The sequence below is a fragment of the Mycobacterium sp. E3251 genome, assembly GCF_001666835.1.
GTDB lineage: Bacteria > Actinomycetota > Actinomycetes > Mycobacteriales > Mycobacteriaceae > Mycobacterium.
The window spans coordinates 10,144-27,938 of the sequence record NZ_LZJF01000174.1 but is presented as its reverse complement, the minus strand read 5'-3'; the positions used below and the strand labels follow the sequence as shown (position 1 = coordinate 27,938).

Here is a 17,795-nt window from a genome sequence, read left to right as displayed (position 1 = left end):
ACGCGGAGCACGGCGTCTGGTGGTGAAGGTGGATACATGCGTGAGCTGTGCGTCATCACCGGAGGCGCGGGTGGAATGGGAATGGCCACGGCCAAGATCGTCGGGCAAGACCGGCTGGTCCTCGTCAGCGACGTCAGCCCGAGCCGGCTGGAGGTGGCGTCAGCCGAATTACAGCGCCTCGGCATCGACTGCGTGACAGTCGAGTGCGACGTAACCAACCGCTCCTCGGTCGCAGAGCTGATCGCCACCTCGACGTCGTTGGGCTCGGTGACCTCGGTGATCCACACGGCGGGTGTCAGTCCCAGCATGGGCGACGCCGAGCGCATCCTGCGCATCAACGCGTTGGGCACGGTCCATGTCAACGAGGCGTTCCTCCCGCTGGCGCGTGAGGGGTTCGCGATCGTCAATGTCGCGTCCATGGCCGCGCACGTGTTCCCCCGGTTGTTCATCCCCAAGCGACGGTTCAAGGACGCGCTGCGCAACGAGGACCGCTTCATGGCGAAGGTGACCTCAGCCTGCAACATCGTCCCGACCGGAGTACGCCCCGGTTTGGCGTACTCCATCAGCAAGAACTTCGTGACGTGGTACTGCGCATCTCAAGCGGCCCGATTCGGCAGCCGCGGTGCCCGCATCGTCTCGGTGTCTCCAGGCAGCATCGACACCGAGATGGGCAGGTTGGAGGAGCAAGCCGGATCGGGCGCGATGGTGAAACTGGCCGCGTTGAAGCGCTTTGGAAAGCCCGAGGAAGTCGCCGAAGTGCTGGCTTTTTGCGCTTCGACCAAAGCCGGCTACCTCACCGGTGTGGACATCGCCTGCGACGGCGGCGTTCTGGCGGCGTTCACGCTCAAAAACATGCTGCCGCTAGCAGCACGCAACGCCTAGCCCCGCGTTTCCCGAAGGAGGACGACATCGCGATGACGGACAACGACACTCGCGGCGAACCCGCACGTCGAGCGCTCGGTCTACTGACCAGCTCAATCGGCGTGGCGCACTTCCTCGTTCCGCGGATCTTCGATCCCTTCAATCGCCTCGGTTTCCCCAACCACGCACGCACTTTCACCTACGTCAACGGCGCGATCGAAACGGCGCTCGGCGTCCTGATGCTGCGCGAGCGAACGCGTCGACCAACGGCCTTCTTGTCCGCGTGCTACATCGCCTACTTGACGATCAGCATCCTTTACACCCAACTCCGCACGCGACGCGGCGACGGTCGCGCAGTTCAGAGGTCAGGGTAGGAACAACGGTGTCGCTCAGCCAGACCGCCCAGAAGGCGACCGAAACCCTAAGGCCAGTCGCCGACGTCGTGCGGATGAATGTCGCCGCCGCCGTCCGGACCCGCCGACGCGGCTACAACGGTTGGACCGGCGCGATCAACACCGATTACGACCCGCAGGACCCTGCCACCGCCGCGGACCCGTACGACGCGTACCGCGCCCTGCACCGAAGCGGCCGCGTGCACTACAACCCCAGGCGGGCCACCTTCGTCCTCAACTGCCTTGACGACGTTCGGGCGGCGTTGCGCGACACCGACAAGGTCACCAGCACCCAAGGGGTCACGCGCCTGCGGATGTCCGGCTCATTGGCGGTGCTCACCGACGGCGAGGAACACACCCGACTGCGTAAGCAAGTCCAGCCCGGATTCAGCACAGGCGCCATGAAGTCCTGGCAGGAGATGACCGAGAAGCTGGCCACCGAACTGGTCACCGACGTGCTGAACGACCCCGGATGCGATGTCGTGCAGCGCTTGGCCATACCGATGCCAATACGCTTGATCGCCCAGATCCTGGGCGTACCCGAGACCGACGTCGCCGACTTTCGTCGTTGGTCCGAACGCGCCGTGGGAGTCATGGAGCTCAAGCCCACGCTCTCCGGTGTCGTCGGCGCGGCCAAGTCGATGTCAGCCATGGTGGCTTTACAGCGTTATTTCACGAGCCAATTCGCCGCGGGTGGACTCAAGGGATCCAGCACCGTGCTCGGCCGGCTCATCGAGCACAACACCGACGGCACCCTCACCGACAGTCAGCTTCTGCTCATCGCCATCCACCTGCTGATCGCCGGCAACGAGACCACCACCAACCTGCTCGGCGGCATGTTCGACACCCTGGCCCGCCGGCCCGAGCAGTACGACCTGATCCGCGCCAACCCCGACCTCATCCCCCTCGCCGTCGAAGAGCAGCTCCGCTTCACCACACCCATCCAGAACCTTTACCGCTACACCCGGGCCGACTACCGAATCGGCGACGTCACCATCCCCACCGGATCGCGTGTGCTGCTGTCCTTCGGCGCGGCCAATCGTGACCCGGCCGCGTTCGACGATCCCGATGAGTACCGCGCCGACCGCAATCCGCGGATGCACGTCGCCTTCGGGTACGGCCCACACATGTGCCTCGGGGCACCGCTGGCCCGCATGGAAGCCCAAGCAATACTGCGGCAACTCGTCACCCGCGTCGCCCGAATCACTCCCGCGGGTCCGACGCGGTGGTCGAGCCACAGCTCGCTACGCGGACCCACCCGCTTGCCGATCCGCCTCACCCCCGCCTGACGTAGACCATTGCTGGTGCGCCAGCAAGACCCAGCCTTCTAGGTGGTCACTTCGAGCACTTGTATTTCGCCGGTCGTGCCGTCGACCTCGACAAGCGCGCCCGGCGGCAAAGTCTTGGTGGCGCCCGCAACGTCCACCACACACGGGAATCCGAACTCGCGGGCCACCACCGCCGCGTGCGACATCGGACCACCCAACTCGGTCACCACGGCCGCGGCGTAACAGAATGCGGCGGTGTAGCCGACGTCGGTCACCTCCGCGACGAGGATTTCGCCGGGCTGTAGGTCGTCGATCGTTTCGGGCCGCACGATCCGAACACGGCCGCGCACCCTGCCGCCGCAGACACCAACCCCGTGCAGGGTCTCCCCGCTGGTGAGCGCCGCCGACGTTGTCGTAATCGGTTGCCAGCTACCGCTGAACACCGTCGGCGGAACCACGGCGGCCAGTCGGCGTTGTTCGGCACGGCGCCGGGCCACCAGCGCACCGACATCCGCCGGCAGCGCGTCGAGCTCGTCGACGAGCAGATAAAAGACATCGTCGGCGGTGTCGAAGGTTCCCGCATCGACCAACCTGCGCCCGTACTCGCGCATGAGAGTGCGCAAAACCCAGTTGGCCCGAACCACTTTGTCGCGGCGGACCTCGCGGTCACGGAGCTGGCGCGCTGCCAGCTGCGCAATCGGTTTGGCGTGCAAAGGAATCCGGGGCGGCTGCGGCTGGGGCGGTGCAGCGACACTCATCGCTCTGGTCACCATTCGGACGAGCAGCTCGGGATCATCGGCGTAGCTGATCGACAGCATCTCGAGTTCGGCCGGACCACGATGACCGATCAGAGCCAGCTCCGCCAATACGGCGGCGTGAAACTCCGGCGCCTCGACGGCCAACTTGCCGAGCCGCTCCCCCGGTTCGGCCAGCAGCGCCGTCACTTTCGGGTCGCGTTGCGCGGCAACCACCAACCGCTGCATTGCCTCGACCGGACGCGCACTGACTAATTCCGGTCCCGCTGGCGCGGCGGTGTCCCGCCCACACAGGCCGCGCAGCAGGACATTGAAAGCGGCGCACAGCATGAACGACGCCGAGGCCAGCACCCAGCCGTGCACCACATCATCGCGCGCCAACGAGATGAGGCTCAGCAGTCGACGGTCGTCCAACCGGGCGACGTCGTCGGCCAACCGCTCCAGGCGATCGACATCGGCGACGAACTCGTAAGTGTCCCTGGACGAGCCGGCGGACAGGCCGACGAGGTTGACCCCGAACACCCCGATGTTGCGCAGGGTCCGCAACTGCTTTCGAACGCGGCCGGTCTCGTTGCGTGGACGTTCCGCACCGAAGATCGGCAGCGACGCCATGCTGGGTCCGAAGAACCCGCTGTTGCTCACGATCATCGCGGGCTTGGCAAACGGGACGGTCTCGGCCATGAAATGCGCGGAGGTGATGGCCCCGTAAAGCCGGTGGGCGAACACGGCGACGGTCCGCGTGGCGATTTCACGCTGGACGATGCCGCCGGGCCGCAGCCGCTCGGCGATGGCCACCCCGCCCGCGCGCAGCCCGCGCACGGTCGCCGACGCCGACGCCGGCGAGAACGGGCCGGGCAGCGCCTCGGACAGATTGGTGGCCAGAAAAGTCGGAAAGCGCGGGTCGATCGGGGTATCGAATTCCCCGTTATCGCCTGCTGGGCCAGCCCAATTGGGTTTCACCCCGTCATCGGTCGGCGTGTCAACGGAAGGAAGGTCAACGATGTTGGCCATCCGCCAGGGCAGCGACACGACGCGGCTGCCCAGCGTGACCCGGCCCCGCACCGCGACCGCCAAATCCTCGACACATTCACCGGAGTTCCACGCCGGGCGGAATCCCCACTGCTCGCGCAGCCGCGCGGTGTCCATGAACGCGGCGCTGTGCACCAGCTGCAGCTCGGCCAGTTCAACTCCCAACCGCAGGACCGGGCGTCCAAGCACCGCGGCGAGGCGCCGGAAGGTCAGCTCGCCCGGGGCCGCGAGATTGACGGGACCACTTCCGATTTCGGTATCCACGATCGCCCGGTTGAACAGCCTAAGGGCATCCTCGAGGTGGACCATCTGCATGAGCCGGTCGGCCGACCCGTCGGGGAATACCGGCAATGCCAGCAGCCGGCGTACCCAGTTATCGACGTTTCGGCCGACGATCAGCGCCGAGCGGACCGCGACCCATTCCAGCCCCGACCCCTCGACCATCTGCTCGGCCCGCGCCTTGTATCGGCCTTCGGCGCTGTCCGGCCTTCTCGCATCGTGCTCGGTCCTCGGTGCATCTCCGCCGCCGTAAACATGCGGCGACGACGCGAAAACGATCCTCCTGGACCCGGTTTCGGCCATCGCCTGCAGAACGTTACCGGTTCCCCCGATGTTGACCTGGTGGGCGATCCGGGCGTCGGGACCCGGGCTGTTCGCCCACGCGCAGTGTGCAACGACGTCTGCGCCGGCGACCGCGCGGTTGACCGCATCGGCGTCCCGGATGTCGCCCGCGATGAATTCGGCCGCACTGGGCCAGCTTTCGGGCCGATGGCGGGCGATGCCGATGACGTCGTGGCCCTGGCTGAGTAAGCGGGAGGTCAAGCCGCGGCCCAGCGCACCGCTGGCCCCGGTGATGGCGATTCTCACTGACTGGCCCTGCGCAAGTTCATAGCTACTCGTCGTCGTCCATCAACGCCGCGTTGACCAGATCCTCGAGATCCATGTCCGCGATGTCCTTCTCCGAGGTCACCGGGACCGCCGGCGACTGTCCGTCGCCTCGACCGCCGTCGGCCTCATTCGCCAACGCGAGCAACAGCTCCAGCACGCCGGCCTGCCGCAGGCGCTTGACCGGGATCGATCCCACGGCGCGCTGGATTTCGGCTTCCCCGGGAGCGGCGGCAGGACTCTGTTGATCGGCCGCACCGACGAGTTCTCGATGCATGTAACCGGCCAGCGCGGCGGAGTTGGGATAGTCGAAGATCAGCGTGGGCGACAGGGCGAGCCCGGTAGCCGACTTGAGCCGGTTGCGCATCTCCACCGCGGTCAGCGAGTCGAAGCCCAGCTCCTGGAATGCGCGGTCCGGATCGATGGACTCGGGGCTGGAGTTGCCGAGCACGGTGGCGATGTTGGCACGCACCAAGTCCAGCAGAACCGCTTGTTGCTCGTCCTCGGGCAGCCCTTCGAGGCGTTGCAGCAGAGCCGATTTCGACTTCGCCGCGGCCAGCGAATCGTCGACCTGCCGCCGGGTCGGCGCGTTGATCAGATCGACGAACATCGGCGGTAGCGTCCCGCCGTCGAACTTGACCCGCAGCGCGGCGAGATCGATGTGGGCGGGCAACAGGAACGGCTCGTCGACGATGAGCGCGGTGTCCATCAACTCCAGCGCCTCGTCCGAGGACATCGCGACGATTCCGTCGCGGCCGAAGCGGGCACGGTCGGCCGCACCGAGCGCGCCGGTCATGGCGCTGGCCTGATCCCACAGGCCCCACGCCAGCGACATGGCCGGCAAGCCGTGCATGCGCCGGTGCACGGCCAACCCATCCAGGAACGAGTTGGCCGCCGCGTAGTTGGCCTGACCCGACGCACCCGCCAAGCCCGCCATCGACGAGAACATCACGAACGCGGACACATCCAGATCGCGGGTCAGCTCGTGCAGGTTCCACGCGGCATCGACCTTGGCCCGCAACACCGCCTCCACCCGCTCGGGAGTGAGCGAAGAGATCACCGCGTCGTCGAGTACGCCGGCCGCGTGGATCACACCCGACAGCGGCCGTTGCACCGGTATATCGGCGATGACCTTGGCCAGCGCCTCACGGTCGGCGGCGTCACAGGCCACCACCTGCACCTGCGCACCGGCTGCGCTGAGTTCCGTGACCAGTTCGGCTGCCCCCGGCGCGTCCAGGCCACGACGGCTCACCAGCACCAGGTTCCGCGCGTCATGGCGCGTGACCACGTGGCGGGCCAATGCCGAACCCGCCATCCCGGTGGCCCCGGTGATCAACACCGTGCCGGCCGCCCAGGCATCCGGCATGGTCATGACGACCTTGCCCACGTGCCGGGCCTGGCTCAAATACCGCAGCGCGGCCGGCGCACGTCGGACGTCGAACCTGGTCACCGGCAACGGCCGCAGCACGTCGTCGCCGAACAATGCGACAAGCTCGTCGAGTATTCGAGCGATGCGGTCCGGCCCCGCCTCGAACAGATCGAAGGCGCGGTAGCGCACACCGGGGTGTTCCTGAGCCACCGCTTCGGGCTCGCGCATGTCGGTCTTGCCCATCTCCAGGAACACGCCACCGGGGGCGACGAGTCGCAGGGAGGCATCCACGAAGTCGCCGGACAGCGAGTCCAGCACCAGGTCCATCCCTCGCCCGCCGGTGACCGTCCGGAACTTGTCCTCGAAGTCCAGGCTGCGGGAATCCGAGATGTGGTCCTCGTCAAAACCCATGGCCCGCAAGGTGTCCCACTTGCCCCGGCTGGCGGTGGCGAAGACTTCCAGGCCCAGGTGGCGGGCCAGCTGGACAGCGGCCATTCCCACCCCACCGGCGGCGGCGTGCACCAGCACCCGCTGACCCCGCTTGGCGGCGGCCAGGTCCACCAGCGCGTAGAACGCGGTGGCGAAGACCACCGTGGTCGTGGCCGCCGCGGTGGGCGACCATCCGGCCGGCATCTTGGCGAGCAGGCGCTCATCGGTCCGCGCTATCGTGCCGGTGCCGTCGGGGAACAGGCCCATCACGCGGTCGCCGACGGCGAAACGTCCAGTTTCCGAGCCTGCTTCGATGACGACGCCGGATGCCTCGATGCCCATGACGGCGTCCGGATCCGGGTAGAGCCCCAGCGCGATCATCACGTCGCGGAAGTTGGCGGCCAGGGCGGACAGCGCAACCCGAACCTGCCCCGGTTCCAGCGGGGCGTCGGCATCCGGTATGCGTTCCAACCGCAGGTTCTCGAACGTGCCGTAACTGCTCATCCCGAGCCGCCACGGCCCGTCGGCCGGGGGCACCAGCAGACCGCCGACGGCGCGACTGCCATGCACCCGCGCGGTGTAGACCGCCCCGCCGCGCAGCAACACCTGCGGCTCGCCCACCGACAACGCCGCTCCGACGGACTCGTCGTCCAGCTGGGCATCGGTGTCGATAAGCGCGATGCGACCGGGGTGCTCGGTCTGCGCCGAGCGCACCAGTCCCCACACCGCCGCGCCCGCAAGGTCGGTGACGTCCTCTCCCGGCAACGCCATCGCGCCGCGCGTGGCCACGACCAGGGTGCCGGACCCCTCGCGAGCGAGCCAGGACTGCAGCACCGGCAGGACCGCACGCGTGGCCGCGTAGACGTCGGCCACGACGTCGTCGACCACCGGCGCCGATTCGAAGACCACCGCCGCCGGCTGCGTCGTGCGGTCGTCTGATTCCGTTGCGCCCCAAACCGATACCGCGACCGGCTGCACCGACGTCGACCGCTGCGCCGACCAGATGACCTCGAAGAGGCGGTCGGGTCCAGAACTCGAGACCGCGGCCAGCAGCTGCTGGTCGGTCACCGGCCGGGCCACCATCGACGCCACCGAGAGCACCGGCAGCCCCAATCCGTCCGCGAGTTCGATCGACACCGCCGAATCACTCACCGGCACGATTCGCGCGCGCACCGCCGTCGCGCCGGCCGCGTGCAGCGAGATCTGCTGCCACGAGAACGGCACGAGCATGGAACCTTCGGGGAGCTCGTCGCCGTCGGACGTCAAGATGACCGCGTGCAGTGCCGCATCGAGCATCACCGGGTGGACGCCGAACCCGGCCCCCGAGACCCCGGCGTCCGCGGGCAGGGTCACTTCCGCGAACACTTCGTCACCGCGGCGCCACATCGAGGTCAGGCCGCGGAACGCGGGGCCGTAGCCGTAGCCGCGCTCGGCCAGGCGCTCATAACCGTCGCCGACGTCGACCGCGGTAGCACCCACCGGTGGCCAAACCGACAGGTCCGCGCTCGGCTGCACCTCACCCGCACGCAGGACACCCTCGGCGTGCAGGGACCAGCCCGAACCCGAGTCGGCGCGCGAAAAGACCGACACGGCACGGGCACCCGATTCATCGGCGCCGCCGACGACGACCTGCACCGCGACCGACCCGGAGCCCGGCAATACCAGCGGCGCCGCCAGATTCAGCTCATCGACAACGCCGCAGCCCACTTCGTCGCCGGCGCGGATCGCCAGCTCCACGAATCCGGCGCCGGGGAACAGCACGACCCCGCCGACGGCGTGATCGGCCAACCAGCCCTGCGTACCGGGCGACAACCTGCCCGTCAGCACCACCCCGCCGGACGCCGGCAGTTCCACCACCGCACCGAGCAGGGCGTGCTCGCCGGGTGCAAGCCCCAAGCCCGCGGCGTCGACCGTGGTGCCGTCGCCGGAGAGCCAGAACCGCCGGCGCTCGAACGCATAGGTGGGCAGTTCCACGAGATTGGCTTTGCCGACGGCGCGGCGCCAGTCCACGTCCATCCCGGCGACGAATCCCTGCGCGACCGCGGTGGTCAGGGCCACCAGTTCCGGGCGGTCCTTGCGCAGCGCCGACATGGTGCACACCGGAGCGTCGGGAAGCGATTCTTCGATCGATGCCGTCAGCCCACTGCTGGGGCCGACCTCGAGGAACCGGTTCGCGCCGGCCGAATGCACGAAGCGCACGCTGTCGGCGAACCGCACCGCTTCGCGGATGTGCCGTTTCCAATAGGTCGCCGAAGCGAAGTCATCGGCCGCGAGCTGTCCGGTCAGGTTCGACACGATCGGGATCGTCGGACTGCCGACGGCGAGTCCGGCCGCGACGGTGCCGAATTCGTCGACCATCGGATCCATCAGCGGCGAGTGGAACGCGTGGGACACCGCCAACTGGTGGACGCGGCGCCCGTCGGCGCGGAGTCGGTCGGCGATCGCCGACACCTGGTCCTCGACCCCCGAAATGACCACCGACATCGGCCCGTTGACCGCGGCGATGCCGACCCCGGGCACCAGCAGCGGGCGCACCTCGTCCTCGGTGGCCTGCACGGCGAACATCGCCCCACCCTCCGGGAGGGCCTGCATGAAGCGGCCGCGAGCGGCCACCAGTACCGCCGCGTTCTCCAGCGACAGGACGCCGGCGACGTGCGCGGCCGACAGCTCACCGATCGAGTGGCCCAGCACGAAGTCGGGATGGACGCCCCAGGATTCGAGTAACCGGAACAGGGCGACTTCCACCGCGAACAACGCCGGCTGGGCGAATTCGGTTGTGTTCAGGAGCTTTTCGTCGTGGCCCCAGATGACTTCGCGCAGCGGCCGCAGCAGATGGCGGTCCAATTCGGCCACGACGGTATTGAACGCCTCGGCGAACACCGGGTAGGCGTTGTGCAAACCCATGCCCATGCCGAGCATTTGGGCGCCCTGGCCGGGGAAGACGAAGACGGTCTTGCCGCCGGGCGTGGCCGTGCCCTGGACGACGGATCCGAGTTCACCGGCGGCCAACTCGTCGAGGCCGGCCAGCAACCGCTCGCGATCTCCACCGACAACCACGGCACGATGCTCGAAGTTCGACCGGCCGGCCAATGACCACGCCACATCACTGGCGTCGAGGTCACCGCGCTGGCGTACGTGTTCTGCCAGCCGTTCGGCCTGGGAACCCAACGACGACAACGACTTTGCGGACACCACCCAGGGCACGACCGGCGGTGTGGCGCGTTCCACGACCGGCGCGGAGCCGACGGGTGCGGACTCGATGATCACGTGCGCGTTGGTGCCGCTGATGCCGAATGACGACACACCGGCGCGGCGCGGACCGTTCGCCTTCCAGGGCTGCGGCTCGGTCAGCAACGCCACCGATCCCATCGACCAGTCGACGTGCGGGCTGGGTTCGTCGACGTGCAGCGTCGCCGGGACCAGGTCGTGGCGCATCGCCAGCACCATCTTGATCACACCCGCCACGCCGGCAGCCGCCTGCGTGTGTCCCATGTTCGACTTGATCGACCCCAACAGCAGGGGTTCGGCGCGGTCCTGCCCGTAGGTGGCCAAGAGCGCTTGGGCCTCAATGGGATCGCCCAATGTGGTTCCCGTGCCGTGGCCTTCGACCACGTCGACCTCGGCCGCGGACAATCCGGCGTTGGCCAGCGCGGCGCGCACCACCCGCTGCTGGGACGGACCGTTGGGCGCGGTCAAGCCGTTGGAGGCGCCGTCCTGATTGATCGCCGAACCGCGCACCATCGCCAGCACGGGGTGACCCAGGCGCTCCGCGTCGGACAAGCGCTCCAGGACGAGCATGCCGCCGCCTTCGGAGAACCCGGTGCCGTCGGCGGCCCCCGCGTAGGCCTTGCACCGGCCATCGGCGGACAGCCCGCGCATGCGGCTGAACTCCACGAAGATGTCGGGTGTGGCGTTGACGGTGACGCCGCCGGCCAGTGCCAGGTCGCACTCGCCCGAGCGCAGCGACTGCGCCGCCATGTGCAAGGCCACCAACGAAGACGAACACGCCGTATCCACCGAAACCGCCGGCCCCTCCAAGCCCAGCACGTACGACACCCGGCCCGACGCGACACTCGACGACTGCCCGGTCAGCCGGAAGCCCTCCGCGGCCGGGGCGGCGCCCATGCCGTAGCCCTGCGTGTAGACCCCGGCGAACATGCCGGTCGCGCTGCCCCGCAACGCACCGGGCTCAATCCCCGCTCGCTCCAAGGCTTCCCACGACAATTCGAGGAACATCCGCTGCTGCGGATCCATGGCCAGCGCCTCGCTCGGCGCGATGCCGAAGAAGGCGGGGTCGAAATCCGCGACGCCGTCGACGAAGCCGCCGGTGCGGGTGTAGCAGGTGCCCGGAACGTCGGGGTCCGGGCTGTAGATGCCGGCCAGATCCCAGCCGCGGTCGGCGGGGAACTCCGAGAGCACGTCGCGGCGCTCGATGAGCATCTGCCAAAGATCGTCGGGCGAATTCACCCCGCCCGGATAGCGGCATGACATGCCGACGATCACGATCGGGTCGTCACCGACTGCGCGAACGACCGGGCCGGGCGTGATTTCTTGCGGCACTCCGGCAAGTTCGCTGCGGATGTAGCCCGCCAGCCCGTTCGGGGTCGGGTAGTCGAAGATGAGGGTGGGTGAAAGCGCCAGCCCGGTGGCGGTTTTCAGCCGGTTACGCATTTCGACCGCGGTCAGCGAGTCGAAGCCCAAATCCTGGAACGCCTTGTCCGGGTCGATCGCCTCCGGCGTGGTATTACCCAACACGGTGGCGATGTGCGAGCGGACCAGGTCCAGCAGCACGGCATGCTGTTCCGGTTCGGGCAGGCCGTGCAGACGGTGCGCCAGAGCGGATTTCGACTTCGCGGCCGCCAGCGAATCGTCGACCTGGCGGCGCGCCGGCGCGTTGACCAGGTCAGCGAACATCGGGGGCACCGCGGTTGCGTGGGCACGCAGCGCGTTCAGGTCGATGCGGGCGGGCGCGAGGAACGTCTCGTCGACAACCAGTGCGGTGTCGAACAATTCCATCGCTTCGTCCGAAGACAGGGCCAGGATCCCATCGCGACCGAGGCGGGCGAGGTCGGCGGCACCCAGACCACCGGTCATGGCGCTCGCCTGATCCCACAGCCCCCAGCCCAGCGAGATCGCGGGCAACCCAAGGGCTCGCCGATGCGCGGCCAAAGCGTCCAGGAAGGAGTTGGCCGCCGCGTAGTTACCCTGCCCCGACGACCCGACGAGGCCGGCCATCGACGAAAACATGACGAACACCGACAGGTCGAGATCGCGGGTGAGCTCGTGCAGGTTCCATGCCGCATCCACCTTGGCGCGCAGCACCGCATCGACTCGCTCCGGAGTCAGCGACGTGACAACCGCGTCGTCGAGCACACCGGCGGCGTGGATCACCCCGGTCAGTGGATGGCTCGCCGGAATGTCGGCGATCACCGCGGCCAGCGCCTCCCGGTCGGCGGCGTCGCAGGCGACCGCGCGCACCCGCGCCCCGGCTTCCTCCAATTCGACGATCAATTCGGCGGACCCCGGCGCGTCGGGACCGCTGCGGCTCAGCAACACCAGGTTCCGCACGCCGTGTTCCGTGACCAGGTGGCGGGCCAGCGTCGAACCCGCCATTCCGGTTCCACCGGTGATCAGCACGGTGCCGGACGCCCAGGCGTCCGGCATGGTCATGACGACTTTGCCGACGTGGCGGGCCTGGCTCAGGTACCGCAACGCCGCACGGGCGCGCCGGATGTCGAAGGTGGTCACCGGCAACGGCCGCAGCACACCGGCGTCGAACATGCCGGCCAACTCGATCATCCACTGGTGCATCCGCGGACGGCCGGGCTCGAAGAGATCGAAGGCGCGGTAGCGCACGCCCGGATATTCCTGGGCGATCACGCCGGGATCGCGAATGTCGGTCTTGCCCATCTCCAGGAACACGCCGCCGGGTGCGACCAGCCGCAGCGAGGCGTCGACGAAGTCGCCGGCCAACGAATCCAGCACCACGTCGAAGCCGCGACCACCGGTCACCGCCCGGAACTTGTCCTCGAATTCCAGGCTGCGGGAATCCGAGATGTGGTCGTCGTCGAAGCCCATGGCCCGCAACGTGTCCCACTTACCACGGCTGGCCGTCGCGAATATCTCGAGACCCAGATACCGGCCCAACTGGACCGCGGCCATGCCGACACCGCCGGCGGCCGCATGCACCAACACCCGCTGGCCCGGCTTGACGTCGGCCAAGTGGACGAAGGCCATGTAGGCGGTGGTGAAGACGGCCGAGATGGCGGCGGCTTCGGCGTAGGACCAGTCCGCCGGCATGGGTTGCAGCAGGCGGACGTCGCCAGGGACCAGCGTGCCGCTCCCGTCGGGGAAAAACCCGTAAACCGAGTCGCCGACCGCGAATTCGGTGACGCCGGGGCCGACTTCGACCACCACGCCGGCGCCCTCGCCGCCGAGCAGCGCGTCGTGGGTGAACATACCCAGCGTGATCATGATGTCGCGGAAGTTGGCGGCGATGGCGCGCAGCGCCACCCGAACCTGACCGGGCTCCAGCGGCGCGCCGGCGTTGGGAACGGGCTCGAGCCGCAGGTTTTCGAAGGTGCCTGCGCTGCTGATACCCAGGCGCCAGGGTCCGTCACCCGGGGAAACCAAGAGATCGTCGACTGCGCGGCTGGGCCGCACCCGGGCTGTATGGACCTGGCCGTTGCGCAGCAACACTTGCGGCTCCCCGGCCGCGAGCGCCGACGCGATCGCCTGATCGTCCAGCGGCACATCGGAATCCACCAGAACAATCCGACCGGGATGCTCGGTTTGCGCCGAGCGCACCAGCCCCCATACCGCCGCGCCGGGCAGGTCGGTGACGTCCTCCCCCGCCAATCCCACGGCGCCGTGAGTCGACACGACCAGCACACCGGTGTCGCGCTCGGTCAACCACGACTGCACGGCGGTCAGCGCCTGGTGGGTGCGCTCGTAGGTGGCGCTGACCGGATCCTGTTCGGTGGGAACCGATTCCAGAATCTCATAGGACGGGGCCGGGTTAGCCGTGGCCGGCGCGGTCGCCGGCGACCACGCCAGTTCGAAGAGTCGCTCGGGGCCCGAGCTCGACACCGCCGCGCGCAGTTGCCGCTCACTCACCGGGCGGGCCACCATCGCGCCCACGGACAACACCGGCAGGCCCAGCCCGTCGGCGAGCTCGATCGAGATGGAGGTGCCCCCGCCGCTCTGTGCGCCCCGCGTGGTCGGCGCAATCCGGGCGCGGACCGCGGTCGCACCCGCGGCGTGCAGCGAGACGTCCTGCCATGAGAACGGCAACATGACGTCGACGGGCTGACCCGCCGCCTGCTGGGCCATGATGACGGCGTGCATCGCCGCGTCGAGTAGGGCCGGGTGCACGCCGAACCCGCCGACGCCTCCGGCCGCGTCCGGCAGTCGCACCTCGGCGAACACCTCGTCGCCGCGGATCCACGTCGCGGTCAATCCCCGGAACGCCGGGCCGTAGCCGTACCCGTGCGCGGCCAGCCGGTCGTAGCCGTCGGCCACGTCCACCGCGACCGCGCCCTCGGGTGGCCACACCGACAGGTCGGCGCCAGGCTCGATCGACCGGGAGCTCAAGACTCCGTCCGCATGACATATCCATCCCGAACCGGCGTCGGCGCGGGAAAACACCGAGACCGCCCGCCGTCCCGAATCGTCGGGACCGACAACCACCTGCAGGGCAACCGAACTGGAGGCAGGCAGCATCAAGGGCGCCTGCAGCGTCAACTCGTCGACCACCGAACAGCCGACTTCGTCACCGGCCCGGATCGCCAACTCGACAAACCCCGCCCCCGGGAAGACGGCCGCACCCGAGACCGCATGATCGGCCAGCCACCCCTGCAGGCTGGGCGACAGGCGACCGGTCAGCAGCACCCCGTCGGAAGCGGGCAGCTCGACGACCGCGCTGAGCAACGCGTGCTCGCTCGTCCCGAGCCCCAAGCCCGCGGCGTCCGCTCCGACGCCCTCACCGGACAACCAAAACCTGCGCCGGTCAAAGGCGTACGTCGGCAACTCCACGAAGCCGGAACCCGACAACACACCACGCCACTTCACGTTCACACCGGCCACGAACGCGGCGGCGGCCGACGTGAGGAACCGCGTGAGGCCGCCGTCATCGCGGCCCAGGGTGGGAACCACTATGGCCTCGGGGTCGCCGCAGTCGTCGCAGGTGCCTTCGATGCCGGCGATGAGCGCGGGATGCGGGCTGGATTCGATGAATGTGCGGTACCCGTGTTCGCATGCGGCGCGCACCGCCTGGTCGAACTGCACGGTCTGCCGGATGTTGCGATACCAGTAGGCGGCGTCCAAACCGGCGGTGTCCAAACGGCTTCCGGTCACCGTGGAGAAGAAGGCAATGCGGGAGGAAGTGGGTTCGATGCCGGCCAGCGCCTCGGCCAGCTCATCCCGGATCGCCTCGACCTCGACCGAATGCGACGCGTAGTCCACGTCGATTCGGCGGGTGCGCAGCTCCAGGTCGGCGCAGAACCCGACGAGTTCGTCGAGCGCGGCCACTTCGCCCGATACCACCACCGCAGAGGGTCCGTTGACGGCCGCGATGCTGACGCGATTGCCGTAGGGCGCCAACAGTTCCCGTGCGCGTTCGGTGCTGCAAGCGATGGAGAGCATGCCGCCGGAGTGGGCCAGCGACCGCAGCAACTTGCTGCGCAGCGTGACCACTCGAGCGGCATCGCGCAGCGACAGCGCGCCCGCGACGTACGCCGCGGCGATCTCCCCCTGCGAATGGCCGATCACCGCGTCCGGGTTGACTCCGACCGATTTCCACAGCTCTGCCAGCGACACCATCACCGCGAACAGCACCGGCTGCACCACGTCCACGCGATCCATGCCCGGGGCGCCGGGGACGCCACGCAGGACATCGATGAGCGACCAGTCGACGAACTCCGCGAACGCCTCGGCGCACGCGTCGAGCTGCTGAGCGAATACCGGTGCGGTTTCCAGCAATTCGACGCCCATGCCCAGCCATTGGGACCCTTGGCCGGGAAACACGAAGACGTTCTTGCCGGCCGGCAGCGCGCTGCCCTGAATAACCGTGCCGGTCGGGTCGTCACCGGCCAACTCGTCGAGCCCGGCGAGCAACCGATCCCGGTCGCCACCGACCACGACGGCCCGATGCTCGAAGGTCGCGCGGCCGGCCAGCGTCCAGGCCACGTCGGCGAGGTCCAACTCGCCGTGGCCGCGCAGATGTCCGGCCAGCCGGGCCGCCTGAGACCTCAACGCCGGCAATGATTTTGCCGACACCACCCACGGCACCGCCGCGGGCCGCGGACGCTCCGCCGGCGGCTCGGGCGCCGGGACCGCCTCGATGACCACATGCGCGTTGGTGCCGCTGATCCCGAACGACGAGACACCTGCCCGTTGCACGTGTCGATTCGCCGGCCAGGGCTGCGCCTCGGTCAGCAACGAGACCGCTCCCGCCGACCAATCGACATGGGGGCTGGGCACGTCCACATGCAGTGTCGCCGGCAATATTTCGTGCCGCATGGCCTGCACCATCTTGATCACACCGGCCACGCCCGCGGCGGCCTGGGTGTGACCCATGTTCGACTTGATCGACCCCAGCCACAGGGGCTCCGACCTCTCTTGGCCGTACGTCGCCAGCAACGCCTGGGCCTCGATGGGGTCGCCCAACGTGGTGCCGGTTCCGTGGCCTTCCACCACGTCGACGTCGGCCGCCGACAAGCCGGCATTGGCCAGCGCCGCGCGCACCACCCGCTGCTGCGACGGACCATTCGGCGCGGTCAGCCCGTTCGATGCACCGTCCTGGTTGACCGCCGAGCCGCGCACCAGCGCCAGCACCGGATGGCCCAACCGCCGGGCGTCCGAGAGCCGCTCGACGACGAGCATCGCGCCGCCCTCCGACCAGCCGACGCCGTCGGCCGCCCCGGCGTAAGCCTTGGACCGACCGTCGGGAGCCAGCCCCCGGTGGCGACTGAATTCGACGAAGACGGTCGGGGTGGCGTTGACGGTCGCGCCCCCGGCCAGCGCCAGGTCGCACTCCCCCGAGCGCAACGACTGCACCGCCATGTGCAACGCGACCAATGACGACGAACACGCCGTGTCCACCGACACCGCCGGGCCCTCGAGCCCCAGCACGTACGACACCCGGCCCGAGGCGACGCTGGAGGTCATGCCGGTCAGCCGGTAGCCCTCGATCTCCTCGGCGAGCATGCCGTAGCCCTGGACGATGAGGCCGGCGAACACACCGGTCGCGCTGCCCCGCAGCCCGCTGGGGTCGATGCCGCCGCGTTCCAACGCCTCCCACGACAGTTCCAGCAGCATTCGATGCTGCGGGTCCATCGCGAGCGCCTCGCTCGGAGCGATGCCGAAGAAGGCCGCATCGAAGTCGGCGACACCGTCAACGAAACCGCCGGTCCGCGCGTAGGTCTTGTGGCGGGCGTCGGGGTCCGGGTCGTACAGGGAAGCCAGGTCCCAGCCACGATCGTTCGGAAACTCGGTGATCACATCGCGGCCGTCGGCCACCATCTGCCAGAGGTCTTCCGGTGTCTCGACTCCGCCGGGGAAGCGGCAGGACATACCGACGATCGCGATCGGCTCGCTCGACCGCTCCAGCAGCGCACGGTTGGTGCGTTTCAGGCGCTCGACCTGGACCAGCGCTTTCCGCAGCGCTTCGGTCGCATGCTGGAGTTGATCCACCATCACTACCTCTCGCCTAACTTGGCCGTCAGCTGCCCCGATGCGACTCTCGCCGAGTCACGGAATTTGCTGCACGATGCGATGCCGTGCGGCTCTCCGGCCCAAGAATGTCGCT

At 68.7% G+C, this 17,795-nt stretch carries 5 protein-coding genes; 3 read left to right on the top strand and 2 right to left on the bottom strand.

Translation table 11 applies throughout. From position 1 onward, the window contains the following. Positions 1 to 36: 36 nt before the first annotated feature. From A5697_RS21460 to A5697_RS21450, 3 genes are all read left to right on the top strand, one after another. Positions 37 to 882, top strand: coding sequence for an SDR family oxidoreductase (locus A5697_RS21460; RefSeq protein ID WP_068011972.1), 846 nt, complete (start codon positions 37 to 39; stop codon positions 880 to 882). A 32-nt stretch (positions 883 to 914) separates the two neighbouring features. Next, positions 915 to 1,235 carry a DoxX-like family protein gene (locus A5697_RS21455; RefSeq protein ID WP_068011971.1) on the top strand — a complete coding sequence of 107 codons (321 nt, stop codon included), beginning with the start codon at positions 915 to 917 and terminating at the stop codon, positions 1,233 to 1,235. Positions 1,236 to 1,309: 74 nt separating this feature from the next. Beyond that, positions 1,310 to 2,542, top strand: a complete 1,233-nt coding sequence (locus tag A5697_RS21450) for a cytochrome P450 (protein ID WP_082953531.1) — start codon at positions 1,310 to 1,312, stop codon at positions 2,540 to 2,542. 38 nt (positions 2,543 to 2,580) lie between these two features. Here the strand turns inward: A5697_RS21450 and A5697_RS21445 are convergent, their stop codons facing one another. Both A5697_RS21445 and A5697_RS21440 read right to left on the bottom strand, forming a co-directional pair. Then, positions 2,581 to 5,172, bottom strand: coding sequence for a sugar epimerase family protein (locus A5697_RS21445; RefSeq protein ID WP_068011969.1), 2,592 nt, complete (start codon positions 5,170 to 5,172; stop codon positions 2,581 to 2,583). Positions 5,173 to 5,197: 25 nt separating this feature from the next. Beyond that, positions 5,198 to 17,683 (bottom strand): type I polyketide synthase, encoded by a 12,486-nt coding sequence (locus A5697_RS21440; RefSeq protein ID WP_068011968.1) that lies wholly within the window; start codon positions 17,681 to 17,683, stop codon positions 5,198 to 5,200. Positions 17,684 to 17,795: the final 112 nt, after the last annotated feature.